The organism is Streptomyces sp. NPDC045998 (assembly GCF_056430285.1).
Window position 1 is genome coordinate 414,427 of sequence record NZ_JBWKLJ010000005.1, and the last position, 23,568, is coordinate 437,994.

The following is a 23,568-nucleotide window of genomic DNA, read 5'->3' on the forward strand; positions in this document are numbered from 1 at the left end:
GGCCGCAGCGCCGCCCGCAGCCCCGGCGCCGCCACCAGCGCCATCACCGCCATCGACAGCAGCACCGCGAGCCCCGCCCCCGCGATCCCCGCCGACGCCGTCAGCACGGCCGCGCTCCCCAGCACCAGGACGCACATGGCGCCCTGCACGGCGGCCAGCATGCCCGTGCGCCCCTGCACCCGCAGCACCCCGATGTAGAGCTCGACCGCGACGCGCGGCAGCGCCGCCGCGGCCAGCAGCCGCAGCACGAGGGTGCCGTGCTCGGCGTACGCCGCCCCGAAGGGCGTGAGGATCCACGGCGCGAAGACGACGAGCACCGCCACCACCGGCACCAGCAGCAGCGCCATGCGGCGTAGCGCGCCGCGTACGCCCTCGGCGAGCGACTCGGGGCTGTGCGAGGCGTGCGCGGTGAGGGAGGAGGCCATGTTGATGGCCAGGAACTCCATGGTCCCGCCGACCGTGTACGCGGTGTAGAACCAGCCGTTGTGCGCGGCGTCGAAGCGGACGGCGACCATCACCGGCAGCAGGTTGATCATCGCCAGGCTGAACAGCGCGCCCACCGAGTCCCCGGCGAGGAACCGCCCCATCTCGCGCGCCGTCGGCGGCTCCCGGTCCCGGTCGGCGGCGGCCTGGCGCGGGATGAGCCGCCGGAACACCAGCCAGCCGAGCGGCAGCACCGACAGGGCGATGGCGACGGCCCACGAGACGAAGATGCCCAGCACGGGCAGCGCGCCCGCGAAGGCCACCAGCAGGAGCAGCTTGCCGAGCGAGAAGACGGCGTTGCCGACGGGCACCCACACGGCCGTGCGCAGGCCCGTCAGGACGCCGTCCTGGAGGGTGAGCAGCGCCCACGCCACGCACGCGACGACGAAGAACGCCCCGGCGGCCGGGCCGCGCAGCGGCGCGTACGACGGCCCCCACAGGTCCAGCGTCAGCAGGAACGCCACGCTCGCCGTCGCCACCACCGGCGAGCTGACGGCGTACGCGCGCCACACCAGCGGCCCCGTGGCCCGCCCCGCGCGCGGCACGTACCGCACCACCGCGCCGATCATCGTCGTGGCGGTGACCGAGGCGAGCAGCCGCATCGCGGCGATGGCGGCGGAGCCCTGCCCGACGGCCTCCTCGGTGTAGTGGCGGGCGGCGACCAGCCAGAAGCCGAGTCCGAGCGCGGCCGAGACGCCGGTGGACAGCATCAGCGCGTAGGCGTTGCGGAACATCGAGTCGCCGCCGGCGCGCGCGACGGTGTCAGCCACCACAGGGGCCCGCGGGCCGGGCGCCCGACGCGCGCAGCACCTCCAGGACCTGGTCCGCCCGGAGCGGATCGGCGGGCAGCGTGTGGCGCGCGAACCACCGGGCGCCCTCGGGCCGCGGTGAGGGGTCGGTGAAGAGGGGCCCCGCGTAGTCGTCCAGCGGCGGGTCGTACAGGTACCCGGTGGGCACGCGCGCCCGCGCGAGGGCGGCGACGGCCGCGTCCCGGTCCTCGACCAGCAACGGCACCCGGAAGAGTGGCCGGACGGGCGCCCGGGTGTCTCCCCAGGGTGACGCCAGCAGCTTCTCCGTACCGGCACGGTGGGCCGCCAGCGTCGCGTCCAGGCGCCCGAGGAGCCGCTCCGTACGGCGCAGGCGTACCCGCCCGGGGGCGAGCCGGTAGTCGTGCAGGTCCACCCGGACCCACGCGTCGAACGGTACGAGCCCGGAGGCGGCGGACAGGGCGTCCTTGAGCTCCGCCGGCCGCAGCGGCATCCGGATCCCCGCGCGCTCCTCCCGGCCGAGCGCCCGCAGCGCGGCCCGCGCGGCCTGTACGAGCCGCATCCCGCGCACCGCCGCCTCGGCGTACGGGCGTACGGCGTAGGCGAGTTCGGCGGCCGGCCGGGACGGGAGCAGCAACGCGTCGCGCGCCCGCGCCAGTTCGCCGTAGAGCGCGGGGTCGCGTACGGCGAGGAAGCCGCCGGTCTTCGCGCCGGTGTGCTTGGAGAGGCTGAAGACCGACGCCTCGCCGTGCGTGCCGACGGGGCGCCCGCCGACCTCGCCGCCGATCGCGTGCGCCGCGTCCTCCAGCAGCGGGATGCCCAAGGCGCGGCACCGTTCGGCCAGTTCCGGGGCGGGGTCGGGGTTCCCGTACAGGTTGGTGGTCAGGACGGCGGACAGGCCGCGCCACACCGCCTCCGGGACGGCCGCCGGGTCGAGGGACCCGTCCCGTGGGTTCAGCGGCGCCTGTACGGGGCGCAGGCCCGCGGCGAGGACCACGAAGAGGATGACGTCGTCGTTGACCGGGGACATGAGCACCCGGCCGCCGGGCGGGCACCAGTGGCGCAGCGCCACGTACAGCCCGAGCCGGCACGACGGCACGTACAGGCACTCCCTGCCGAGCCGCGCCCGCATGCGCTCTTCCAGACCCGCGTAGGCCGCGTAAGCCGCATACCGCATGTGACCCCCCTGCCCCCGGGCCAATGTGGCCCCGGGGGGACGACTCCGTCAAGACGGCCGAAGGGCCCATCCCTTGACGGAAACGGGCCCTTCGGACAGGGGGCGGGGAGGGGTCACTCCTCCACGGTCAGCCCCTTGCGGAGCTTGCCCAGGGTGCGGGAGAGCAGCCGCGAGACGTGCATCTGCGAGATGTTGAGCTCCTCGCCGATCTCCGACTGCGTCATGCCGGCGACGAACCGCAGGGAGAGGATCGTGCGGTCGCGGGCGGGCAGCGAGGCGATCAGCGGCTTGAGGGACTCGATGTACTCGATGCCCTCCAGGCCGTGGTCCTCGTAGCCGATGCGGTCCGCGAGCGCGCCCTCCGTGTCGTCCTCCTCGGGCTGGGCGTCGAGCGAGCTCGCGGTGTACGCGTTGCTCGCCGCCATGCCCTCGACGACCTCCTCCTTGGTGATGCCGAGTTTCTCGGCGAGCTCACCGACGGTCGGGGCGCGGTCCAGCTCCTGGGCGAGCTCGTCACCGGCCTTGGCCAGGTCGAGGCGGAGCTCCTGGAGCCGGCGCGGGACGCGCACGGACCACGAGGTGTCGCGGAAGAAGCGCTTGATCTCGCCGACGATGGTCGGCATCGCGAAGGTGGGGAACTCGACCCCGCGGGCGAGTTCGAACCGGTCGATGGCCTTGATCAGGCCGATGGTGCCGACCTGGATGATGTCCTCCATCGGTTCGCTGCGGGAGCGGAACCGGGAGGCGGCGAACTTGACCAGGGCGAGGTTGAGCTCGACGAGGGTGTTGCGGACGTACGCGTACTCGTGCGTGCCCTCCTCGAGCGTCTCGAGGCGGGCGAAGAGCGTCTTCGACAGGGCGCGCGCGTCGAGCGGTCCGACCTCGTCGTACGGCGGGATCTCGGGCAGGCCGCTGAGGCTGCTGATGCCGTTCAGACCGCTCGGGCCGGTTTCGGCGAGGAGATCGGGGGTGGTCTCGCCGGTGGGGTCGTCGGGGGTGGGAATGAGTTCGAGCGGAGTTATCGACGCCGCGTCGGGGGTACGCGTCTCGTCGAGCCGGGGTGACATGGTCTCCTCCATCGTTCTCGGCATAAGGCCGCCGATGCCGAATTGCGTCGCTGCGGTGTGCGGCGCCTCCAAAGCCGGCTGGGTGGGTGGATGGGTGTCCCTACTAGCCCTACCCGCTCTTCCTAGGTCGTTGCAAGTGTCAATTGTCCCATATGTCTGACTAACAGGGGAGTCCGACTACCGGCCGATGAGGAGAGGGCGTAGGGTTCTACCGACTCAACGGCATCGGCGAAGAGGGGCGGCATGGACCGCGGGACGGTCGGCAGCGCGAATCAGGGCCGGCTCAGCGTCGGGGTCCGGACGGTGGGCCGCAGTGAGATCGTCACACCGGTGGGTGAGTTGGATCACCACACCGCGGATCTCCTGCGCGAACCGCTGGATGCCGCGCTGGAGCAAGGGCGTTCACGGTTGGTGGTGGACTGTTCGCAGCTTGCGTTCTGCGACTCCACCGGCCTCAACGTCCTGCTGGGGGCCCGGCTCAAGGCCGAGGCGGCAGGGGGTGGGGTCCATCTGGCCGGAATGCAGCCCGTGGTGGCCCGCGTCTTCGAGATCACCGGCGCGGAAGCGGTCTTCACCCTGCACGACACCCTGGACGAGGCCCTCGCCGACTGACCCGGCGCACCCTTCCCGCGCCGCGGCGTCGACCGCTGCGCCGCCGGGCCCTGCCGTGACGGCCGAGGGCGGTTGGCGGGTTGCTCACGCGCATCGGATGACGAACCGGGTGTCGTACCCGCAACTCCGGGCAGAAGAACCTGCGCGAGGGTGTGAAGGGTGGGACTCCGCGACGCTCCGTATCGAAACTTATTGGCAATGGCGAACTGGTGAATCGGTGAGGTGAAGCGCTGATGGGCAGCACCCAGCAGCATCCGCCGAGCGGCCTCGGCGGCGAGCCGGGCGGCGCGGGCGCCGGCGCGGGTGCCGAACCTGTCGCCGGCCCCGTCAAGGGTGTCGACGCCACGGCGTACCGTGCCGCGGCGGGCGGCGGGACCGCGGTACGCGCCTCTTCCCCCGGGCCGGGTACGCCGCCCGGCTCCGGGGACAGAGCGCGCCCCGCGTCGGGCACGCCGTCGGGCGAGCAGTCCGGTACGCCGTCGGGCACGCGGCCCGGCGCGCCGTCCGCCGCCTCGTCGCAGGCCGCCTCGTCCTCGTCGCAGGCCGACGCGCCGGCCGCCTCCGAGGGCGGCGGGCGGTTCCGGAGGCTCTCCCTGGGGAACGCCAGCGGGATCGTTCCGCTCGCGCGCGACTTCACCCGGCAGGCGCTCTACGACTGGGGCTGGCTGCCCGCCGCCACCGCCGACCGCCGCGCCGCCGCCGAGGACGTCCTGCTCGTCGTCTCCGAGCTCGTCACCAACGCCTGCCTGCACGCCGAGGGCCCCGAGGAGCTGCGCGTCTCCCTGGACGCCAAGGTGCTGCGCCTGGAGGTCGAGGACCGCGGCGCCGGCCAGCCCGCGCCCCGCACCCCACACCGCGCCGGGCGGCCCGGCGGGCACGGCATGTTCATCGTGCAGCGCCTCTGCCTCGACTGGGGCGTCGTACGGACGGACGACGCTCCGGGCAAGACGGTCTGGGCGGAGCTCGCGGCCCCGGCGTAAGCCGCTCGCGCCTCCCCGCACACGGCGAAGGGCCGCCGTACCGGACGGATCCGGTACGGCGGCCCTTTCTCGTGCCCTGGGGGGCGGGTCAGTGCACGCCGCCCATGAGGGGCTGCACCTTCCGGCGGTACATGAAGATCGCGACACCGGCGAGCACCGCGAGCGCGCCCTGGCTGGCGAACCACCACGTGGTGTCGGTCGGCGCGCCCATGAGCTGGAGCAGCGCGATGACCGAGTCACCGGCGGTGACGGCCAGGAACCAGACGCCCATCATCTGCGAGGCGTACTTCTGCGGCGCCAGCTTCGTCGTCAGCGACAGGCCGACCGGCGAGAGCGTGAGCTCGCCGACGGTCTGGATCAGGTAGACCGAGCACAGCCACAGCGGGGTGACCATCACGCCGCCCGCGGAGGCGGCCTGCGCCAGCATCATCACGAAGAACGAGGCGCCGATCAGCACCAGGCCCTGCGTGAACTTCACCAGCGTGCTGGGCTCCTTGGAGCGGCGGGCGAGCGCCACCCACAGCCAGGCGAAGACCGGGGCCAGCGCCATCACGTACAGCGGGTTCAGCGACTGGAACCAGCTCGCAGGGAACTCGAAGCCGAAGAGGGAGCCCGCGGTGTTGTGCTCCGCGAACAGGCTCAGGGTCGAGCCGGTCTGGTCGTAGATGCCCCAGAAGACGGCGGCGGCGACGAAGAACCAGACGTACGCCGACATCCGGGACCGCTCGACCTGGTCCAGGTCGGTGTCACGCTTGATGCGGAACAGGTACCAGGCGGGCAGCACCAGGCCGAGGATGGTCAGCGGCCACAGCACCCAGTCGATGGTCAGCCGGCCGGTCAGACCGGCCGCGCCGTACGCGACGGCCGCGATGGCCAGCCAGATCAGCGCCTTCTTGACGATGCCGGTGCGCTCGGCGTCCGACAGCGGCGCGGGGACCTGGTTCGACTCCGGGGCCAGGTTGCGGAAGCCCAGGAAGTAGAACGCGAGGCCGAGGGCCATGCCGACGCCGGCCATGGCGAAGCCGTAGTGCCAGTTGATCTTCTGGCCCACGTAGCCGATGGTCAGCGGGGCGACGAAGGCACCGAGGTTGATGCCCATGTAGAAGATCGTGAAGCCGCCGTCCCGGCGCGGGTCGTTCTTGTCCCGGTACAGGTGGCCGACCATCGTGGAGATGTTGGCCTTGAGCAGACCGGAGCCGGCGGCGATGAGCGCCAGGCCGATGAAGAAGGAGATCTCCGTCGGCAGGGCCAGCAGGAAGTGGCCGGTCATGATGACCGTGCCGGAGATCGCCACGGTCTTCCGGGCGCCCCACACCCGGTCGCCGAACCAGCCGCCCGGCAGCGCGAGGAGGTACACCATCGCGTTGTAGACGGAGTAGATGGCGACGGCGGTCGCCGTGTCGAAGCCGAGACCGCCGTTGGCCACGGAGGCCGACAGGTACAGCACGAGCAGGGCCCGCATGCCGTAGAAGCTGTAGCGCTCCCACATCTCGGTCATGAAGAGGTTGGCCAGACCGCGGGGGTGGCCGAGGAACGTCTTCTCAAGGCCGGCGGCGGTGCTGCCGGCCGGGTCCCTCGTCAGGCTGGACGCCATGGTCGATCCTTGCTTGCTCGGGACGCGCCATCCGCTTCGTGAGCGTGACGCGCCCGGTGGGGGGCGCGGCCGGCACCGGCGCGCGTTCCGTCCCGTCCCCCGACGCCTGGACAGGGGTTCGCCCCCGTGCGGCGCACGGAGGCGAGGGTTCGGACGCACCGGGATCCACGCCCCGACAGGCGCGTCGTCGCGCATCGGGGCCCGGCCCACAGGTCGTTCACTGCCTCAAGGCTGGCAGGGCCGGCCCCGGGCAGAAAAGAGACCCTTGGCGCTCTTGGCGGGCCAAAGGTCCCGGAGTACTGCATCAGGCGTCTCGCCACCATACGACACGACAGTGGCGGATAAGGAAGGACTTGAGATATGGATCACAGGGGTGCATGGAACCGACTGCCCATAAACGAAGGTGATAAGCAGGATGGCATCCCATAGTCCCAGGCGATGATGATCAAGCGTCGATCCCACTCCGGCGCGTACCCCGCGCGGACTACCATCACCCCATGACCCGTGTACTGCTCGCCGAGGACGACGCATCCATCTCGGAACCGCTGGCCCGCGCCCTGCGGCGGGAGGGTTACGAGGTCGAGGTGCGCGAGGACGGAACCACCGCGCTCGAGACGGGACTCCAGGGCGGGATCGACCTCGTCGTGCTGGACCTCGGCCTGCCCGGGATGGACGGGCTCGAGGTGGCGAGACGCCTGCGCGCCGAGGGGCACACGGTGCCGATCCTGGTGCTGACCGCCCGCGCGGACGAGGTCGACACCGTCGTCGGGCTCGACGCGGGCGCGGACGACTACGTCACCAAGCCGTTCCGGCTCGCCGAGCTGCTGGCCCGGGTGCGGGCCCTGCTGCGGCGCGGCTCCGCCGAGCCGGCCCCGGCGCCCGCCACCCACGGCGTGCGCATCGACGTCGAGTCGCACCGCGCCTGGATGGGCGACGAGGAGCTCCAGCTCACGGCGAAGGAGTTCGACCTGCTGCGGGTCCTGGTCCGGGACGCCGGCCGGGTCGTCACCCGCGACCAGCTGATGCGCGAGGTGTGGGACACCACCTGGTGGTCGTCGACCAAGACCCTCGACATGCACATCTCCTGGCTGCGCAAGAAGCTCGGCGACGACGCCGCGAACCCGCGCTACATCGCCACCGTGCGCGGTGTCGGTTTCCGCTTCGAAAAGAGCTAGGACCGGTAGGTACAGAGCTGAGACCGGGTAGGTACGCACGGTGCGCCGCCGACTGATCAACTCCACGCTCGCGGTGGTGCTCGTCGTCATCGCCGTCTTCGGGGTCTCCCTCGTCATCGTCGAGACCCGCACCATCAGCAGCAGCGCCCAGGAGAGCGTGGACTCCGAGGCGGTGAGCCTCATCTCCATCGTCGAGAGCCGGCTGATCGGCGGGGAGCCCGTCAACCCCGACATCCTCGCCGAGCAGAGCGGCGCCAAGCGGTACGCCGTGATCCGCATCCCCGGCCGGGCGCCCATCGAGATCGGCAAGCGCCCCGAGGGCGGCGTCATCCGGGGCACCGCCGAGGGCGAGCGCGGCGAGACCGTCACCGTCGAGGAGCCGCGTTCCACCGTCACCGCCGAGGTCGGCCGCACCCTGCTGATCATCGGCGCCGTGGCGCTGCTCGCCGTGATCGCCGCCGTCCTCCTCGCCGTACGCCAGGCCAACAAGCTCGCCTCGCCGCTCACCGACCTCGCCGAGACGGCCGAGCGGCTCGGCTCCGGCGACCCGCGGCCGCGCCACAAGCGGTACGGGGTGCCCGAGCTGGATCGGGTCGCGGACGTCCTGGACGCGTCCGCCGAGCGGATCGCCCGGATGCTCACCGCCGAGCGCCGGCTGGCCGCCGACGCCTCCCACCAGCTGCGTACGCCGCTGACCGCGCTCTCCATGCGGCTGGAGGAGATCTCCGTCACCGACGACCCGGAGACGGTCAAGGAGGAGGCGCACATCGCGCTCACCCAGGTCGAGCGGCTCACCGACGTCGTCCAGCGGCTCCTGACGAACTCGCGCGACCCGCGCACCGGCTCGGCGATCGCCTTCGACCTCGACGAGGTCGTCAAGCAGCAGATCGAGGAGTGGCGCCCCGCCTACCGCAGCGCAGGGCGGGCCATCGTCCGCTCCGGCAAGGTCGGCATGCGCGCGGTGGGAACCCCGGGCGCGGTCGCCCAGGTGCTGGCCGCGCTGATCGAGAACTCCCTGATGCACGGCGGCGGCACGGTCGCGCTGCGCACCCGCGTCACCGGCAACCAGGCGGTGGTCGAGGTCACCGACGAGGGCCCGGGCGTCCCGCCCGACCTCGGCGCGCGCATCTTCGAGCGGACCATCAGCGGCCGCAACTCCACCGGCATCGGCCTCGCCGTCGCCCGCGACCTGGCGGAGGCGGACGGCGGACGGCTGGAACTGCTCCAGCAGCAGCCGCCGGTCTTCGCGCTCTTCCTCAGCCGCGAGGTGCCCAGCCGCAAGGAGCACCCGCCGACGGTGCGCTGACGCCTACCGCCTGACGCCTACCGCCGCGGGCCGACGGGCTCGGCGGCGGGCTCGTCCCGGTGCCGCCGCTGCTCCAGGAACGATTCGGCGGCGGGTGCCACGGCGGCCTCGGGGCCCGGCAGCGTACGGAACACCCACGTGCGGTACGACCAGAAGCGGAACAGCGTCGCGACGCCGATGCCGAAGAACTTGAAGAAGTTGCTCTGCAGCGGGGTGTCCCAGCCGAAGCCGTACGTCGCGGCGAACAGCACGCCGTTCTCGATGACCATCCCCACCACGCTGAACGCCAGGAAGAGCGACAGCTCACGCGTACGGCCGCTCTTGTCACGGTCCCGGTACGTGAAGTAGCGGAAGCCCACGTAGTTGAAGACGATGGCGATGACGGTCGCGATGAGGCTGGCCCGTACCACCGGGATCTCGGTGGTGTGCCGCACCAGGTTGAAGACGGCCATGTTCACCAGCAGCCCGAGACCGCCGACCACCCCGAATTTGGCGATCTCGCGGACGAGCCGGTCCAGCCGCACCCGCAGTGCGCCCCGTTCACTCATGGTGATCAACAGCCCCGTCCGGTCGAGTGGGTCAACCAAGCCATGCTAACCAGGGCCCGTCGGTACCGCTCGGGGAGCGGAGGAGCCCCCCTGCCCGGTCCCTTCCCCGGGGAGGGGTCCCCTCCGCGGGGCCCGATACCCTAAGAGGGTGACGTTCCCGGTAGTAGGCATGGTGGGCGGCGGACAGCTGGCCCGGATGACCCACGAGGCGGGTATCCCCCTCGGCATCAGATTCAAGCTCCTCAGTGACACACCCCAGGACTCCGCGGCCCAGGTCGTGAGCGACGTCGTCATCGGCGACTACCGCGACCTGGACACGCTGCGTGAGTTCGCACGCGGCTGCGATGTGATCACCTTCGACCACGAGCACGTACCGACCGAGCACCTACGGGCCCTGGAGGCTGACGGCATCCCCGTCCGCCCCGGGCCCGACGCGTTGGTGCACGCCCAGGACAAGGGCGTGATGCGCGCGAAGCTCGACGCCATCGGTGCTCCCTGCCCGCGCCACCGCATCGTGGCGGACCCGGCCGACGTGTCGGCGTTCGCGGCGGAGGGCGGCGGCGAGGGCGACGGTTACCCCGTGATCCTCAAGACCGTGCGCGGCGGGTACGACGGCAAGGGCGTGTGGTTCGTACGCTCCGAGGCCGACGCCCACGAGCCGTTCCAGGCCGGGGTGCCGGTCCTGGCGGAGGAGAGGGTCGACTTCGTCCGCGAGCTCGCGGCGAACATCGTCCGCTCCCCGCACGGCCAGGCCGTGGCGTACCCGGTCGTCGAGTCGCGGCAGGTCGACGGCGTCTGCGACACCGTGATCGCTCCGGCGCCCGGCCTCTCGGCCGAGCTGGCCGGGCAGGCGCAGGAGCTGGCGCTGCGCATCGCCAAGGAGCTCGACGTCGTCGGCCACCTCGCCGTCGAGCTCTTCGAGACCCGCGACGGCCGCATCCTCGTCAACGAGCTGGCGATGCGGCCGCACAACTCCGGCCACTGGACCCAGGACGGCGCGGTCACCTCGCAGTTCGCCAACCACGTGCGGGCCGTGCTCGACCTGCCGCTGGGCGACCCGCGCCCGCGCGCCCCGTGGACCGTCATGTGCAACGTGCTGGGCGGCGACTTCCCGGACATGTACCAGGCGTACCTGCATTGCATGGCCCGCGATCCGCAGCTGAAGATCCATATGTACGGCAAGGACGTGAAGCCCGGCCGCAAGGTGGGGCACGTCAACACCTACGGCGACGACCTGGACGACGTGCTGGAGCGCGCCCGTCACGCCGCCGACTACCTGCGAGGAACGATCGTTGAGTAACGCACTCGGGCAGAACGGACCCCTCGTGGGCATCGTCATGGGCTCCGACTCGGACTGGCCGGTCATGGAGGCCGCGGCCACGGCCCTCGACGAGTTCGAGATCCCGTACGAGGTCGACGTCGTCTCCGCGCACCGGATGCCGCGCGAGATGATCGCGTACGGCGAGCGCGCGGCGGACCGCGGCCTGAAGGCGGTCATCGCGGGCGCGGGCGGCGCGGCCCACCTGCCGGGCATGCTCGCCTCCGTCACGCCGCTGCCGGTGATCGGCGTCCCCGTCCCGCTGAAGTACCTCGACGGCATGGACTCCCTGCTGTCGATCGTGCAGATGCCGGCGGGCGTGCCGGTGGCGACGGTCTCGGTGGGCGGCGCGCGCAACGCCGGCCTGCTCGCCGCGCGGATCCTCGCGACCTCCGACCCGGACCTGCTGGCCCGCATGAGCGACTTCCAGCAGGAGCTGAACGACCAGGCCACGGAGAAGGGCCGGCGGCTGCGTTCCAAGGTGGGCAAGTGACGGCCTCCGCGTCCGCGGCCTCCGAGGAGCTCCTCGCCGAGGCGCGCGCGCTGCTGGGGGACTTCCCGGTGGTGGACGGCCACAACGACCTGCCGTGGGCGCTGCGCTCGAAGGCGCGGTACGACCTGGACCGCCTCGACATCGCGGCGGACCAGACGGGCCGGCTCCACACCGACCTCCGCCGGCTGCGGGCCGGCGGGGTCGGGGCGCAGTTCTGGTCGGTGTACGTGCGCTGCGAGCTCACGGGCGACGAGGCGGTCAGCGCCACGCTGGAGCAGATCGACTGCGTCGACCAGCTTCTCGCCCGCCACCCGGCGGAGCTGGCGCCCGCGCTGACGGCCGACGACATGGAGGCGGCGCGGGCCGCCGGCCGGATCGCCTCCCTCAAGGGGGCCGAGGGCGGCCACTCCATCAACAACTCGCTCGCCACCCTCCGTGCGCTGTACGCCCTCGGCGTCCGCTACATGACGCTGACACACAACGACAACGTCCCGTGGGCCGACTCGGCGACCGACGAGCCGGGCGTCGGCGGCCTGTCCGCCTTCGGCCGCGAGGTCGTCCGCGAGATGAACCGCCTCGGCATGCTGGTGGACCTCTCGCACGTCGCCGCGACGACGATGCGCGACGCCCTGGCCGCCTCCGAGGCGCCGGTGATCTTCTCCCACTCGTCGTCCCGCGCGGTCTGCGACCACCCCCGCAACATCCCGGACGACGTGCTGGCGCAACTGCCGGCGAACGGCGGCGTGGCCATGGTCACGTTCGTGCCGAAGTTCGTCCTCCCGGCGGCGGTGGAGTGGACGCGGCGCGCCGAGGAGAACATGCGGGAGCACGGCTTCCACCCGCTGGCCACCACGCCGGACGCCATGCGCGTCCACGAGGCCTTCGAGGAGGCGCACCCGCGCCCGGTGGCCACCGCGGCGGACGTCGCGGACCACCTGGACCACATGCGCGAGGTGGCGGGCATCGCCCACCTCGGCATCGGCGGCGACTTCGACGGCACGGCCTTCACGCCCTCGGACCTCTCGGACGTGTCGGCGTACCCGAACCTCATCGCGGAGCTCCTGTCCCGCAAGTGGTCCCGCACGGACATCGCGATGCTGACCTGGTCCAACCCGGTCCGCGCCCTCCGCGACGCCGAAGCGGTCGCCCGGGGCCTGTCCTCCCGCCCTCCGTCGAACGCCACGCTGGAGTCCCTGGACGGCTGAGCGACCCGCCCCCGCTCCCGCCCCCGCCCCGGCCCCGGCCCCGGTTTCGGGGAGGGGAGGGGCGGGGGAATCCACCCGGACGCAGTACACCGCCGGGCCCCCCGCTTCCGTGCGTGCCACCGTGGCCCTATGGCTCGCAACGCCGTTCACGGAGCCGGAGCCCCCGTCATGGCAGACCTGCAGGACCTTCCCTACGTCGCACCCGCCACGGCCGGTGAACTCGACGACCCGACGGGCGGCGCCACCGCCGCCGAAGCCCCCACGCCCGCTGAGACCGATCTCGCGCGGGCCCGGATTCTGCTCGCCGCGCAGCTCGTCGTGGACGGGCACAACACCCTCGCCCAGGAGCTCGACCGCACGCACCACCACGCCCTCCAGCACGGTGAGGCCGCGCTCGACACCGACATACCCCGGATCCGGGCCGGTGGCGTCGGCGCCCAGTTCTGGTCGCTGCACGTGCCCCGCTCGTACGCGGAGGACCGCCTGATCGGCGGCACCCTGGACCTGATCGACGCCGTACGGACCCTCATCGAGTCCTGCCCGGAAGCCCTTCGCCTCGCCCTCACCGCCGCCGAGATGGCCGCCGCCCGCGACTGCGGCCGTATCGCCTCGCTCCTCGGCCCCGTCTGCGGCGCCGCCCTCGGCGACTCGCTCGGCACGCTGCGCGCGTACCACGCCCTCGGCGTACGCAGTGCCGGAGTCGCGGGCGCCCGCTGGGCCGCGGGGCCCGAGGGGCTGACGCCGTTCGGGCAGGACGTCATCCGGGAGATGAACCACCTCGGGGTGCTGGTCGACCTCTCCGGCGCCTCCACCGACACCATGAGCCACGTCCTCGACGTCACCAAGGCGCCGGTGATCCTCTCGCACTCGGCCGCGTACGCCCTCACCCCGCACCCGTCGAACGTCACCGACGACGTCTTGCGCCGCCTGCGCGCCAACGGCGGCGTGTGCATGGTGAGCTTCGCGCCCGACCAGGTGGCCCGGCTCCGCGAGGCCCCGGCCACGCTGCAGGACGTCGCCGACCACCTGGAGCACGTCCGCGAGGTGGCCGGACCGGAGTGCCTGGGGCTCGCGGGCTCGTACGGCATGGCGACGCACGCCCCGCACACCATCGGTCTGGAAGACGCCTCCTGCTACCCGAACCTCATCGCCGAGCTGCTGCACCGCGACTGGCCGGAGACCGACATCGCCGCGCTGACCTGGGGCAACGCGGCGCGTGTCGTACGGGAGGCCGAGGCCGTGGCGCGCGGGGTGTGAGCCGTGGCGCGCCGGGTGTGATCAGGCGCGGCAGAGGCAGAACGGGTGGCCGACCGGGTCGGCGTACACCCGCCAGCTGCGCTCGCGGTCGTCCGTGTCCAGCGCCTTCGCGCCGAGGGCGAGCACCTTCTCCTCGGCCGCGTCGAGGTCGTCGACGTCGAGGTCGAGGTGGAACTGCTGGGAGTTCCGGTCGGCGCGGGGCCACTCGGGCGGCTGGAGTCCGGGCGACCGCTGGAAGGCGAGCCGCTTCCCGTCGGGCAGCCGCAGTTCCACCCACTCGCCGTCCGTGTCCGGCTCGCTCGTGATGTCGCCGCCGAGCATCGCGGCGTAGAACTCGGCGAGCCGCTCCGGCTCCGGGCAGTCGATCGCGGTCAGGGCAAGGGTGGCGAAGCCCATGGACGTCCTCCTCGAGGCTCAGCCGGCGGTCAGCCGGCACACAGGCAGAACGGGTGCCCGGCAGGGTCCGCGTAAACCCGCCAGGTGCGGTCGCGGTCGTCCGCGTCGAGCACCGTCGCGCCGAGGGCGAGCACCTTCTCCTCCGCCGCGTCGAGGTCGTCGACGTCGAGGTCCAGGTGGAACTGCTGGGAGCCGTCGGGCGAGGGCCAGCGCGGCGGTACGAAGCCGGGCGCGGCCTGGAAGCCGAGCGGCGTGCCGGGGTGGCCGGTGACCTCGACCCAGTCGTCGTGGCTCTGCCGCGTACCGCCGAGGAGCTCGGCGTAGAAGGCGGCGAGGGCGTCGGGGTCGGGACAGTCGAGGACGACGGTGCTGAGCTTGGCGATGGCCATGACGAGTTCTCCTGCCGTCGGGTCGTTACCGGTAGCAGCTGGCAACCGGTAACCGTGACCGTATGGTCCCGCAGAACGGGTAACGTCGCAACCATGAACGACAGAGCGCCCGCGCCGGGGCCCCTCGCCTTGGTGGAGGCCCTGGTGAACAGCCTCGACATCGAGTCGGGCGCCGACTCCCTCGACACGGAGGACGGCCGCGCCCGGTTCGGCCTCGCGCCCCACGAGGTCGAGCCGGCCCGCGAGCTGCGCGAGGCCCTCCGCGCCGCCTGCCTCGCCCACGCCGGACACCCCCCGCACCGCCCGACGACACCGCTCGACGACCTGCTCTCCGCCGCGCCCCTGCTGGTCACGGTCGACCCCGCCGACGGCACGGCCGCCCTGCGCCCGGCGCCGCCGGACACCCTCACCGCGCGCGTGGCGGCGGCCATCGCGGCGGCCGCCGCCGACGGCACCTGGCTCCGCCTCAAGGCCTGCGAGGCCGCCGACTGCCTCTGGGCCTACTACGACCGCAGCCCGGCCGGCCGCAGCCGCTGGTGCTCCATGTCGGTCTGCGGCGCCCGAGCGAAGATGCGCGCATACCGGGCGCGCAGGGGCTAGGAGCCCTCGGAGCTCGGGGCTCGGGCCGGACTGGCGGGTCACGCCCCGGCGGACACCGGCGTATATGGACCTTCTGGACGTATATGGACCTTCTGGAGCGGCGTCGGCTGGTTCGAGATCGCGCTCGGTGTGCTGGTCCTGGTGTCCGCCCCGCACCGCCGCGGCAGCGGTCCCGGCTCGCGCGCCCCCTCGCCCGCTGACGGCGACAGCGACGTCAGGCGCCGAGGTACCGCTGCACGTCCGTGCGGACGTCGGCGTTCAGGCGGGGCCCATCCTTACGCGCGCGGGCGCCCCATCGCCCGGTACGTCCAGCCCGCCTCGCGCCACCGGACCGGGTCCAGGGCGTTGCGGCCGTCCAGGATGAGGCGGGTGTTGACGACCTCGCCCAGCTCGCGCGGGTCGAGGTCGCGGAACTCGCGCCACTCCGTGAGGTGCAGCACCACGTCCGCGCCGTGCACGGCCTCCAGCGCGCTGTCCGCGTACGCGAGCGTCGGGAAGACGCGCCGCGCGTTGTCCATGCCCTTGGGGTCGTACACCGTGACCTGGCCGCCCTGGAGGTGGATCTGCCCGGCGACGTTCAGCGCGGGCGAGTCCCGGACGTCGTCCGAGTCCGGCTTGAACGCCGCGCCCAGCACCGCGACCCGCTTGCCCAGGAAGGTGCCGTCGCCCAGCGCCTCGCGCGCCATGCCGACCATCTGGCCGCGCCGCCGCATGTTGATGGAGTCGATCTCGCGCAGGAAGGTCAGCGCCTGGTTGGCGCCCAGCTCGCCCGCGCGGGCCATGAAGGCGCGGATGTCCTTCGGCAGGCAGCCGCCGCCGAAGCCGATGCCGGCCCGCAGGAACTTCGCGCCGATGCGGTCGTCGTAGCCGATGGCCTCCGCCAGCTTGGCGACGTCGCCGCCGGCGGCCTCGCAGACCTCCGCCATGGCGTTGATGAAGGAGATCTTGGTGGCCAGGAAGGAGTTCGCGGCGGTCTTCACCAGCTCGGCCGTCGGGAAGTCGGTCACCACGAACGGCGACCCTTCCTCCATCGGAGTGGCGTACACCTCGCGCAGCACCTTCTCCGCCGCCGCGCTCTCCACGCCGACCACGATCCGGTCCGGGTGCAGCGTGTCCTGCACGGCGAAGCCCTCGCGCAGGAACTCGGGGTTCCACGCCAGCTCCGCGTCCGCGCCCACCGGCGCCCGCTCGGCGAGCAGCCGGGCCAGCCGCTCCGCGCTGCCGACCGGCACGGTCGACTTGCCGACGACGAGCGTCGGGCGCTTGAGGTGCGGGGCGAGGGAGCCGAAGGCGGCGTCGACGTACCGCATGTCACACGCGTACTCGCCGTGCTTCTGCGGAGTGTTCACGCAGACGAAGTGGACGTCGCCGAAGTCGGCGACCTCCTCCCAGGAGGTGGTGAAGCGCAGCCGCCCGGTGGAGCCCTCGATCCCGGCGACGTGCTTGCGCAGCAGGTCCTCGAGGCCCGGCTCGTACATCGGGACGCGGCCGGCGGCCAGCATCTCGATCTTCTCGGGTACGACGTCGAGGCCCAGCACCTCGAACCCCAGCTCCGCCATGGCCGCCGCATGGGTGGCGCCGAGGTATCCGGTGCCGATCACAGTGATCTTGAGGGCCATGCGGTTCTCCATTGACGAGCGGGAGGCGGTGCGCGCCCGAGCATAGTCGCGCCCCGCCCCGGGCACGTTTCCGTCGGGCCCGCCCTGTCAGCAAGGTCACCTATGCCATTCGGATCCGGCGCACTAAAATTCGGGTTACTTAACGGTAGTTAGCACACGCCCAGGGGAGTGAGTGATCGTGGCGGGAACGCCTGATTTCGACCTGTACCGCCCGTCCGAGGAGCACGACATGCTCCGGGACACCGTCCGCTCGCTCGCCGAGGCCAAGATCACCCCGTTCGCCGCCGCGGTGGACGAGGAGGCCCGCTTCCCGCAGGAGGCGCACGACGCCCTCGTCGCCGCCGACCTGCACGCGGTCCACGTCCCCGAGTCGTACGGCGGCGCGGGCGCCGACGCGCTCGCGACCGTGATCGTCATCGAGGAGGTGGCGCGCGCCTGCGCCTCGTCCTCCCTGATCCCGGCCGTGAACAAGCTGGGCTCCCTCCCGGTGATCCTCTCCGGCTCGGAGGAGCTGAAGAAGAAGTACCTGGGCCCGCTGGCCAAGGGCGACGCGATGTTCTCGTACTGCCTCTCCGAGCCCGACGCGGGCTCGGACGCGGCCGGCATGAAGACCCGCGCGGTACGCGACGGCGACTTCTGGGTCCTCAACGGCGTGAAGCGCTGGATCACCAACGCGGGCGTCTCCGAGTACTACACGGTCATGGCCGTCACCGACCCCGAGAAGCGCTCCAAGGGCATCAGCGCCTTCGTCGTGGAGAAGTCCGACGAGGGCGTCTCCTTCGGCGCCCCGGAGAAGAAGCTCGGCATCAAGGGCTCCCCGACGCGCGAGGTCTACCTCGACAACGTCCGCATCCCCGCCGACCGCATGATCGGCGCGGAGGGCACCGGCTTCGCCACCGCGATGAAGACCCTGGACCACACCCGCATCACCATCGCGGCCCAGGCGCTCGGCATCGCCCAGGGCGCGCTGGACTACGCCAAGGGGTACGTCCAGGAGCGCAAGCAGTTCGGCAAGCCGATCGCCGACTTCCAGGGCGTCCAGTTCATGCTCGCCGACATGGCCATGAAGATCTCCGCCGCCCGCGCCCTCACGTACCAGGCCGCGGCCGCCTCGGAGCGCGGCGACGCCGACCTCACCTACCTCGGCGCCGCGGCGAAGTGCTTCGCCTCCGACATCGCCATGGAGGTCACCACGGACGCGGTCCAGCTGCTCGGCGGCTACGGCTACACCCGCGACTACCCGGTCGAGCGGATGATGCGCGACGCCAAGATCACCCAGATCTACGAGGGCACCAACCAGGTCCAGCGCATCGTGATGGCGCGGAACCTGCCGTAAGCCCCCGGCGGGCCCTCTCCGGCTCGGCCCCGCCCCCGGCGCACCGCAGCGCGCGCCGGGGGCGGGGCCGCTCCACTTCCCGGGGGATGTACGGGGGGATGGACGCCACACCCGGGCCCGTGATCACCTGCCGGAATGACCTCCGGAACGACCTCCTTCTGGACCGGCGAGCGGATACGCCTGCGCGGTATCGAGCCCGACGACTGGCGCGCGTTCATGCGCTTCGCCACGGACGAGGAGCGCCTGGGCGACCTGCTGGGCCCGCCCCGCTCCACCGAGAGTCACCGCGTCTGGGCGCGGGAGCGGGCCGCCGCCCCGCCCGACGGCGACTGCTTCCAGCTGGTGATCGAAGCCACCGGCTCGGGGGACGCGGTCGGCGCCGTCGGCACGAACCACGCCGACCCGCGAGCGGGCCGTTTCGAGTACGGCGTCACCATCGCCGCCGAGCACCGGGGCAAGGGATACGCCTCGGAGGCGGTGGCCCTGCTGCTGCGGTTCATGTTCGCCGAGCGGCGCTACCACAAGTGCGAGGCGCGGATCTTCGCGCACAACGAGGGCTCCCTCGCGCTGCACCGCCGCCTCGGCTTCGTGGAGGAGGGCCGCCTCCGTGACCACGTCTTCCTCGACGGCCGGCACCACGACCTGGTGTTGATGGGCCTGCTCGCCGGGGAGTTCGCGGGGCGTTAGGACGATGAGCGAGACGAGAGCGATCTCTGCCGCAGTACACATGCTGGAAGCCATCCGGCAGCTCACCCCACCGACCCGCGAGGGCGTGGCGGCCTTGTTCGCCGCGCAGGGCTGGGACGGCTCCGGGGCCTCCTGGGACAAGGACGGCACCGGAGGCTGGGTCCACCCCTACAACGGCGGCGTGCGTGTCGAGTTCACCCTCTGGATCCGGGAGCCCGACGAGGACACCGGCTACTTCGACGACGTGGAAGCCGCCTACGCGGCGGGCGAGCGGGCCCTGGCCGCCTTCCTGCCCCGGCTGGAGTCGTCGGTGCTGGCGCGGCACCTGCGGCCTGCCGGGAGTACGGAGGAGGACGCGGACGAGTTCGTCGCCCACAAGAGGTGGTCCCTGGGCGGTCGCAAGCTGGTGGCCGGCGTCGTGCAGGAGGACACGGACCTGCCGGTGCGGGTCGTCCTCGCCCTGGAGTAGCAGGCCCTCCAGTGTTGTGTACGCCCGTACGCAACGATGCGTACACTCGTACACATGGGATACGGACTGCTGGCCGCGGCCATCGCCGCGGAGGTCGCCGGGACGACCGCCATGAAGTACAGCGAGGGGTTCAGCAAGCTGTGGCCGTCGCTGGGCGCGGTTGCTGGGTACCTGGTCGCCTTCGCGCTGCTCGCGCAGACCCTCAAGGTGATCCAGGTCGGCACGGCGTACGCGATCTGGGCCGGAGCGGGCACTGCGGCCGTCGCCGCGATCGGCATGCTCTTCCTCGGGGAGTCCACCGGCCTGGCCAAGCTCGCCGGGATCGCCTTCGTGATCATCGGCGTCGTCCTGCTCAACCTCGGCGGGGCGCACTGATGGCGGCGGCGACACGGCGGTACGACCCCGAGCGGCGCCAGCGGATCATCGACGCCGCGATCCGGGTGGTGGGCCGCGCCGGCATCGCCGGGCTGAGCCACCGCACCGTCGCCGCCGAGGCGGACGTACCGCTCGGCTCGACGACGTACCACTTCAAGACCCTCGACGACCTGCTCGTGGCGGCCCTCCGCCAGGCCAACGAGGGCTTCGCCAAGGTCGTACGCGCACACGGCGACGCCCTCACCGACCCCGCCCGCGACCTCGCCGCCGAGCTGGCCCGGCTGACCGGCCAGTGGCTGGGCGGCGACCGCACCGGCGTGGAGCTGGAGTACGAGCTCTACCTCGCCGCCCTGCGCCGCCCCGCCCTGCGCGCCGTCGCCGCCGAGTGGGCCGAACAGGTCACCGAGCTCCTCACCCGACGCACCGACCCGCGCACGGCACGCGCCGTGATCGCGCTGCTCGACGGCATCTGCCTGCACGTGCTGCTGATGGGCGGCACCTACGACGAGGAGTACACGCGCGACGCCCTCGCCCGCGTACTCGGCGCCGAAGCCGGGCCCGGGCCCGGGCCTGCTGTCAGCGGCACCGAGTAGCGTCGTACGCGTGAGCATGTGGACCTACTTCCAGGCGCTCGACCCCGCCGAGCTGCCCGGTGACCTGGCGGCTTTCGACGCCCTGTTCGACGTCGAGTACGACGAGCTGCGCCGCCGGGTCCGGGCCGGTGACGCGGTGTGGCTGGAGAGCGGCTTCTTCCAGCTGCACGAGGTGTACGCGCTCCCGTCCGAGCCGGGCGGTGACCGGGAGCTCCCCGTCTTCGCCGGCCGCCACATACCCGACCCCGGCGGCGGCCCCGGCCACCTGACGCTCGACCCGCCGGAGGTGGCACGTGCGGCGGCGTACGTGGAGGGCGTCTCGTTCGCCGACCGGTGGCAGCAGTGGGCCCGACTGCCCTCGTCCCGGCCGGACGAGCAACTGCGCGAGGACCTGGCCGGGGACCACGAGGAGCTGCGCGCCTTCTATGCCCGGGCGGCGCGGCGGGGCCGGGCCGTGGCCAAGTACTTCTGCATGTAGCCCGCCGCCTCCGGCCAGGGGCCCGCGGGGGCATCGGGGTTACCTCGGGTCCTGCTGGAACTTCGAGGTCGACCAGACGTAGCCGAGTACCGCGAGGCCCAGGCACCATCCCACCGCGAGCCATCCGTTGTGGCCGATCTCGGTGCCGAGCAGCAGGCCGCGCAGGGTCTCGATGGCGGGCGTGAAGGGCTGGTACGCGGCGATCGGCTGGAACCAGCCGGGCATCGCGTCGAGCGGGACGAAGGCGCTGGAGAGCAGCGGCAGCAGGATCAGGGGCAGCGCGTTGTTGCTGGCCGCCTCGGCGTTGGGGCTGATGAGGCCCATGCCGACCGCGATCCAGGTGAGCGCCAGGGCGAAGAGCACGAGCAGTCCGAAGGCCGCCAGCCACTCCAGGGCGGTGGCGTCGGTGGAGCGGAAGCCGATGGCCACGCCGACGGCGCCGACGAGGACCACGCTGATGACCGCCTGCAGCACGCTGCCGATGACGTGCCCGACGAGCACCGAAGCGCGGTGGATCGCCATCGTGCGGAAGCGGGCGATGATGCCCTCGGTCATGTCGTTGGAGACGGAGACCGCGGTGCCGACCACCGTGCTGCCGATGGTCATCAGCAGCAGCCCCGGGACGATGTACGCCACGTACCGGGAGCGGTCCGGAACGCCACCGCCTATGCCCGCGCTCATCGTGTCACCGAAGACGTAGACGAAGAGCAGCAGCAGCATGATCGGCGTGAGCAGCAGGTTCAGCGTGAGGGACGGGTAGCGCCGGGCGTGCAGGAGGTTGCGGCGCAGCATCGTGGAGGAGTCGCGTACGGCGAGGGCGAAGGAGCTCATCGGACAGCCTCCTTGGGCTGGTCGGGGAAGACGCCGCCGCACGTCAGGGCGAAGAAGACGTCGTCGAGGTCGGGGGTGTGCACCGTCAGTTCGTCCGCCTCGACGGCGGCCGAGTCCAGCCGGTCGAGGAGGGAGCGCAGCGCGCGCTGGCTGCCGTCGCTCGGGATCTGCAGGGCGAGGGCCTCGTCGTCCGGGGCCGCCTCGCGGAGTGCGGAGGCGGCGCTCCGGTACGCGGCCGGGTCGGTGAAGCGGAGCCGTACGTGTCCGCCGGGGACGAGCCGCTTCAGCTCCTCGGCGGTGCCCTCGGCGGCGATCCCGCCGTCGTTGAGCACGGCGATCCGGTCGGCGAGTTCGTCGGCCTCCTCCAGGTACTGGGTGGTGAGGAAGACGGTGACGCCACCCGTGACCAGCTCGCGGATGATCTGCCACATGTTGTGCCGGGAGCGGGGGTCGAGTCCGGTGGTCGGCTCGTCGAGGAAGATGATCCGCGGGTCGCCGACCAAGGTCATGGCGATGTCGAGGCGGCGCTTCATGCCGCCGGAGTAGGTGGAGGCGGGCTTCTTCGCCGCCGCGGTGAGGTCGAAGCGCTCCAGCAGCTCGGCGGCGACCCGGCGGCCCTCCCGCCGGGAGAGGTGGTGCAGGTCCGCCATGAGGAGCATGTTCTCCTCACCGGTGATCAGGCCGTCGACGGCGGAGAACTGCCCGGTGACGCCGATCGCCGCGCGTACGGCCTGCGGGTCGGCCGCGAGGTCGTGGCCGCCGACGCGGACCGCGCCGGAGCCGGCGTCCGCCGTGATGAGCGTGGAGAGGATCTTCACGGCGGTGGTCTTGCCGGCGCCGTTCGGACCGAGCAGGGAGAAGATCGTTCCTTCGGGTACGGACAGGTCGACACCGTCGAGGACGACCTTGTCGCCGTAGGACTTGCGCAGCCCGTGTGCCGCGATGGCCAGGTTGGTCATGGTGGGGTACTTCCTCTCTGCGAGCTCTGCTGTCTCTGCTGTCTCTGCGAGCTCCGCGAGCTCTGCGGGCCGTGGCTCAGATGCTGCGGGCGGCGATGTCGCCGTACGCGGTGGTCGCGTGGATGCTCAGCGGCGCGGCGTCGCCGCCGTCGGTGTTCTTCAGCGCGTTGTGGATGCGGCCGTACCCGGTGCCGGCGTCCAGGACGGCGGAGACTCCCCGGGCGGCGCCGACCGCGATGTCGCCGTGCTCGGTGCGGAGCGTGACCTCGCCGCGTACGGCCTCGGCGATGCGGAGGTCGCCCTTCTGGGTGCGGATCTCCGCGGCGTCGCCCAGGCGGCCGACCGTGATGTCACCGGCCTGGAGGACGAGGCGGGCGCCCGCGGTCTCGTCGAGCTTGACCGTGCCGTGCGCGGCCTCGAAGGTGACGTCCCCCAGCCGACCGACGCCGCGGAGTTCGGCGCTGGCCGCCTGCACCTCGACGCGGGAGCCGGCGGGCAGTTGGACCGTCACCTCGACGGACCCGGAGGAGCCGAACAGCTGGCTCTTCGCCTCCGGGGCCTCGATCCGCAGGACGCCGTCGCCGTACGCGACCCGGGTCTGCTCCGCCGCCTTCACGTCGCGGCTCCTGGAGGCGTCGGCGGGCAGGACCTCGACGGTGGTGTCGGCCCGGTCGGCCGCGATGAACCGGATGTGCCCGGCCGGGATGTCCAGGACGGCGGAGACCGGGGCGGGGGTGGTGAACGTCTGCATCATGCGCTCCTTGGTGTCGCTGCGTTGTTTCCGACGAGAGAAACGCTACGTTGCGTTCGAAGAACAGGCAACGACGACGTTGCGAAGAAAACAAAGAAACCGC

The 23,568-nt window shown here is 72.3% G+C and carries 24 protein-coding genes and 2 pseudogenes; 15 read left to right on the plus strand and 11 right to left on the minus strand.

The features are described 5' to 3' along the window. Positions 1–2 precede the first annotated feature (2 nt). The 3 genes and pseudogenes from AC07FJ_RS18340 to AC07FJ_RS18350 all read right to left on the minus strand — a co-directional run. Positions 3–1,256: pseudogene (locus AC07FJ_RS18340) on the minus strand (lipopolysaccharide biosynthesis protein); the annotation flags it as partial. After that, the gene (locus AC07FJ_RS18345) at positions 1,246–2,382 is read right to left on the minus strand and encodes a DegT/DnrJ/EryC1/StrS family aminotransferase (RefSeq protein WP_479050208.1); all 1,137 of its coding nucleotides are present in this window, start codon (positions 2,380–2,382) and stop codon (positions 1,246–1,248) included. The gene AC07FJ_RS18345 and the pseudogene AC07FJ_RS18340, both read right to left, overlap by 11 nt. 158 nt (positions 2,383–2,540) lie before the next feature. After that, positions 2,541–3,494, minus strand: a complete 954-nt coding sequence (locus AC07FJ_RS18350) for an RNA polymerase sigma factor SigF (protein ID WP_479050087.1) — start codon at positions 3,492–3,494, stop codon at positions 2,541–2,543. A gap of 243 nt (positions 3,495–3,737) precedes the next feature. Here AC07FJ_RS18350 and AC07FJ_RS18355 point away from each other — a divergent pair, with 243 nt between their 5' ends. Together AC07FJ_RS18355 and AC07FJ_RS18360 are read left to right on the plus strand one after the other, a co-directional pair. After that, positions 3,738–4,106 (plus strand): STAS domain-containing protein, encoded by a 369-nt coding sequence (locus tag AC07FJ_RS18355; RefSeq protein WP_361428763.1) that lies wholly within the window; start codon positions 3,738–3,740, stop codon positions 4,104–4,106. Positions 4,107–4,672: 566 nt separating this feature from the next. After that, positions 4,673–5,086: pseudogene (locus AC07FJ_RS18360) on the plus strand (ATP-binding protein); the annotation flags it as partial. An 88-nt stretch (positions 5,087–5,174) separates the two neighbouring features. On the opposite strand, the gene AC07FJ_RS18365 reads toward AC07FJ_RS18360, so the two are convergent. Continuing rightward, positions 5,175–6,680 carry a peptide MFS transporter gene (locus tag AC07FJ_RS18365; RefSeq protein ID WP_479050089.1) on the minus strand — a complete coding sequence of 502 codons (1,506 nt, stop codon included), beginning with the start codon at positions 6,678–6,680 and terminating at the stop codon, positions 5,175–5,177. A gap of 497 nt (positions 6,681–7,177) precedes the next feature. Here AC07FJ_RS18365 and AC07FJ_RS18370 point away from each other — a divergent pair, with 497 nt between their 5' ends. Both AC07FJ_RS18370 and AC07FJ_RS18375 read left to right on the plus strand, forming a co-directional pair. Continuing rightward, a complete protein-coding gene (locus AC07FJ_RS18370; RefSeq protein WP_361428759.1) occupies positions 7,178–7,855 on the plus strand; it encodes a response regulator transcription factor in 678 nt (225 codons plus the stop codon). Positions 7,856–7,895: 40 nt separating this feature from the next. After that, a complete protein-coding gene (locus tag AC07FJ_RS18375) occupies positions 7,896–9,161 on the plus strand; it encodes an ATP-binding protein (RefSeq protein WP_361428757.1) in 1,266 nt (421 codons plus the stop codon). 17 nt (positions 9,162–9,178) lie between these two features. On the opposite strand, the gene AC07FJ_RS18380 is transcribed toward AC07FJ_RS18375, so the two are convergent. Then, on the minus strand, positions 9,179–9,709 hold the full coding sequence (locus AC07FJ_RS18380; protein ID WP_479050091.1) for a GtrA family protein: 531 nt from the start codon (positions 9,707–9,709) through the stop codon (positions 9,179–9,181). A 148-nt stretch (positions 9,710–9,857) separates the two neighbouring features. Here AC07FJ_RS18380 and AC07FJ_RS18385 point away from each other — a divergent pair, with 148 nt between their 5' ends. The 4 genes from AC07FJ_RS18385 to AC07FJ_RS18400 all read left to right on the plus strand — a co-directional run bounded on the left by AC07FJ_RS18385 (position 9,858) and on the right by AC07FJ_RS18400 (position 13,982). Then, positions 9,858–11,009, plus strand: a complete 1,152-nt coding sequence (locus tag AC07FJ_RS18385; protein ID WP_479050093.1) for a 5-(carboxyamino)imidazole ribonucleotide synthase — start codon at positions 9,858–9,860, stop codon at positions 11,007–11,009. Positions 11,010–11,046: 37 nt separating this feature from the next. Beyond that, complete coding sequence (gene purE, locus AC07FJ_RS18390) at positions 11,047–11,520, plus strand: 5-(carboxyamino)imidazole ribonucleotide mutase (RefSeq protein WP_479050209.1); 474 nt, start codon at positions 11,047–11,049, stop codon at positions 11,518–11,520. A gap of 50 nt (positions 11,521–11,570) precedes the next feature. Then, complete coding sequence (locus AC07FJ_RS18395; protein ID WP_479050210.1) at positions 11,571–12,725, plus strand: dipeptidase; 1,155 nt, start codon at positions 11,571–11,573, stop codon at positions 12,723–12,725. Between the two features lie 168 nt (positions 12,726–12,893). Further along, a complete protein-coding gene (locus tag AC07FJ_RS18400) occupies positions 12,894–13,982 on the plus strand; it encodes a dipeptidase (protein WP_479050095.1) in 1,089 nt (362 codons plus the stop codon). A 21-nt stretch (positions 13,983–14,003) separates the two neighbouring features. On the opposite strand, the gene AC07FJ_RS18405 is transcribed toward AC07FJ_RS18400, so the two are convergent. Both AC07FJ_RS18405 and AC07FJ_RS18410 read right to left on the minus strand, forming a co-directional pair. Further along, the gene (locus AC07FJ_RS18405) at positions 14,004–14,378 is read right to left on the minus strand and encodes a VOC family protein (RefSeq protein WP_361428747.1); all 375 of its coding nucleotides are present in this window, start codon (positions 14,376–14,378) and stop codon (positions 14,004–14,006) included. A 29-nt stretch (positions 14,379–14,407) separates the two neighbouring features. After that, positions 14,408–14,767: a VOC family protein gene (locus AC07FJ_RS18410; RefSeq protein ID WP_479050097.1), complete on the minus strand. Its 360-nt coding sequence runs from the start codon at positions 14,765–14,767 to the stop codon at positions 14,408–14,410. A 93-nt stretch (positions 14,768–14,860) separates the two neighbouring features. Here AC07FJ_RS18410 and AC07FJ_RS18415 point away from each other — a divergent pair, with 93 nt between their 5' ends. Beyond that, the gene (locus AC07FJ_RS18415; protein ID WP_479050099.1) at positions 14,861–15,367 is read left to right on the plus strand and encodes a CGNR zinc finger domain-containing protein; all 507 of its coding nucleotides are present in this window, start codon (positions 14,861–14,863) and stop codon (positions 15,365–15,367) included. Between the two features lie 275 nt (positions 15,368–15,642). Here the strand turns inward: AC07FJ_RS18415 and AC07FJ_RS18420 are convergent, their stop codons facing one another. Further along, entirely contained in the window at positions 15,643–16,986 is a 1,344-nt protein-coding gene (locus AC07FJ_RS18420; RefSeq protein WP_361428741.1) for a UDP-glucose dehydrogenase family protein, read from the minus strand. Positions 16,987–17,164: 178 nt separating this feature from the next. On the opposite strand from AC07FJ_RS18420, the gene AC07FJ_RS18425 reads away from it, so the two are divergent. From AC07FJ_RS18425 to AC07FJ_RS18450, 6 genes are all read left to right on the plus strand, one after another. Further along, positions 17,165–18,322, plus strand: coding sequence for an acyl-CoA dehydrogenase family protein (locus AC07FJ_RS18425; protein WP_361428739.1), 1,158 nt, complete (start codon positions 17,165–17,167; stop codon positions 18,320–18,322). A gap of 135 nt (positions 18,323–18,457) precedes the next feature. After that, complete coding sequence (locus AC07FJ_RS18430) at positions 18,458–19,009, plus strand: GNAT family N-acetyltransferase (protein ID WP_479050101.1); 552 nt, start codon at positions 18,458–18,460, stop codon at positions 19,007–19,009. A 40-nt stretch (positions 19,010–19,049) separates the two neighbouring features. Further along, the gene (locus AC07FJ_RS18435) at positions 19,050–19,478 is read left to right on the plus strand and encodes a hypothetical protein (RefSeq protein ID WP_479050103.1); all 429 of its coding nucleotides are present in this window, start codon (positions 19,050–19,052) and stop codon (positions 19,476–19,478) included. Positions 19,479–19,532: 54 nt separating this feature from the next. Further along, complete coding sequence (locus AC07FJ_RS18440; RefSeq protein WP_479050105.1) at positions 19,533–19,853, plus strand: DMT family transporter; 321 nt, start codon at positions 19,533–19,535, stop codon at positions 19,851–19,853. After that, complete coding sequence (locus AC07FJ_RS18445; RefSeq protein WP_479050107.1) at positions 19,853–20,446, plus strand: TetR/AcrR family transcriptional regulator; 594 nt, start codon at positions 19,853–19,855, stop codon at positions 20,444–20,446. The genes AC07FJ_RS18440 and AC07FJ_RS18445 overlap by 1 nt, the downstream gene beginning before the upstream one ends. A 10-nt stretch (positions 20,447–20,456) precedes the next feature. Continuing rightward, positions 20,457–20,924 carry a hypothetical protein gene (locus AC07FJ_RS18450; RefSeq protein WP_479050109.1) on the plus strand — a complete coding sequence of 156 codons (468 nt, stop codon included), beginning with the start codon at positions 20,457–20,459 and terminating at the stop codon, positions 20,922–20,924. Between the two features lie 39 nt (positions 20,925–20,963). On the opposite strand, the gene AC07FJ_RS18455 is transcribed toward AC07FJ_RS18450, so the two are convergent. The 3 genes from AC07FJ_RS18455 to AC07FJ_RS18465 all read right to left on the minus strand — a co-directional run bounded on the left by AC07FJ_RS18455 (position 20,964) and on the right by AC07FJ_RS18465 (position 23,465). Further along, positions 20,964–21,755: an ABC transporter permease gene (locus AC07FJ_RS18455; RefSeq protein ID WP_479050111.1), complete on the minus strand. Its 792-nt coding sequence runs from the start codon at positions 21,753–21,755 to the stop codon at positions 20,964–20,966. Next, positions 21,752–22,714 (minus strand): ATP-binding cassette domain-containing protein, encoded by a 963-nt coding sequence (locus AC07FJ_RS18460; RefSeq protein WP_479050113.1) that lies wholly within the window; start codon positions 22,712–22,714, stop codon positions 21,752–21,754. The genes AC07FJ_RS18455 and AC07FJ_RS18460 overlap by 4 nt, the downstream gene beginning before the upstream one ends. A gap of 76 nt (positions 22,715–22,790) precedes the next feature. Next, the gene (locus AC07FJ_RS18465) at positions 22,791–23,465 is read right to left on the minus strand and encodes a DUF4097 family beta strand repeat-containing protein (protein WP_479050212.1); all 675 of its coding nucleotides are present in this window, start codon (positions 23,463–23,465) and stop codon (positions 22,791–22,793) included. Between the last annotated feature and the right edge of the window lie 103 nt (positions 23,466–23,568).

Excerpts from the sequence above, each read along its gene's own strand:
- AC07FJ_RS18415 (WP_479050099.1), top strand. The coding sequence starts at position 14,861 with ATGAACGACAGAGCGCCCGCGCCGGGGCCCCTCGCCTTGGTGGAGGCC.
- AC07FJ_RS18355 (WP_361428763.1), top strand. The coding sequence starts at position 3,738 with ATGGACCGCGGGACGGTCGGCAGCGCGAATCAGGGCCGGCTCAGCGTC.
- AC07FJ_RS18430 (WP_479050101.1), top strand. The coding sequence starts at position 18,458 with ATGACCTCCGGAACGACCTCCTTCTGGACCGGCGAGCGGATACGCCTG.
- AC07FJ_RS18440 (WP_479050105.1), top strand. The coding sequence starts at position 19,533 with ATGGGATACGGACTGCTGGCCGCGGCCATCGCCGCGGAGGTCGCCGGG.
- AC07FJ_RS18435 (WP_479050103.1), top strand. The coding sequence starts at position 19,050 with ATGCTGGAAGCCATCCGGCAGCTCACCCCACCGACCCGCGAGGGCGTG.
- AC07FJ_RS18370 (WP_361428759.1), top strand. The coding sequence starts at position 7,178 with ATGACCCGTGTACTGCTCGCCGAGGACGACGCATCCATCTCGGAACCG.
- AC07FJ_RS18460 (WP_479050113.1), bottom strand. The coding sequence starts at position 22,714 with ATGACCAACCTGGCCATCGCGGCACACGGGCTGCGCAAGTCCTACGGC.
- AC07FJ_RS18400 (WP_479050095.1), top strand. The coding sequence starts at position 12,894 with ATGGCAGACCTGCAGGACCTTCCCTACGTCGCACCCGCCACGGCCGGT.
- AC07FJ_RS18410 (WP_479050097.1), bottom strand. The coding sequence starts at position 14,767 with ATGGCCATCGCCAAGCTCAGCACCGTCGTCCTCGACTGTCCCGACCCC.
- AC07FJ_RS18350 (WP_479050087.1), bottom strand. The coding sequence starts at position 3,494 with ATGTCACCCCGGCTCGACGAGACGCGTACCCCCGACGCGGCGTCGATA.
- AC07FJ_RS18445 (WP_479050107.1), top strand. The coding sequence starts at position 19,853 with ATGGCGGCGGCGACACGGCGGTACGACCCCGAGCGGCGCCAGCGGATC.
- AC07FJ_RS18465 (WP_479050212.1), bottom strand. The coding sequence starts at position 23,465 with ATGCAGACGTTCACCACCCCCGCCCCGGTCTCCGCCGTCCTGGACATC.
- AC07FJ_RS18365 (WP_479050089.1), bottom strand. The coding sequence starts at position 6,680 with ATGGCGTCCAGCCTGACGAGGGACCCGGCCGGCAGCACCGCCGCCGGC.
- AC07FJ_RS18455 (WP_479050111.1), bottom strand. The coding sequence starts at position 21,755 with ATGAGCTCCTTCGCCCTCGCCGTACGCGACTCCTCCACGATGCTGCGC.
- AC07FJ_RS18420 (WP_361428741.1), bottom strand. The coding sequence starts at position 16,986 with ATGGCCCTCAAGATCACTGTGATCGGCACCGGATACCTCGGCGCCACC.
- AC07FJ_RS18345 (WP_479050208.1), bottom strand. The coding sequence starts at position 2,382 with ATGCGGGCGCGGCTCGGCAGGGAGTGCCTGTACGTGCCGTCGTGCCGG.
- AC07FJ_RS18405 (WP_361428747.1), bottom strand. The coding sequence starts at position 14,378 with ATGGGCTTCGCCACCCTTGCCCTGACCGCGATCGACTGCCCGGAGCCG.
- purE (WP_479050209.1), top strand. The coding sequence starts at position 11,047 with ATGGGCTCCGACTCGGACTGGCCGGTCATGGAGGCCGCGGCCACGGCC.
- AC07FJ_RS18380 (WP_479050091.1), bottom strand. The coding sequence starts at position 9,709 with ATGAGTGAACGGGGCGCACTGCGGGTGCGGCTGGACCGGCTCGTCCGC.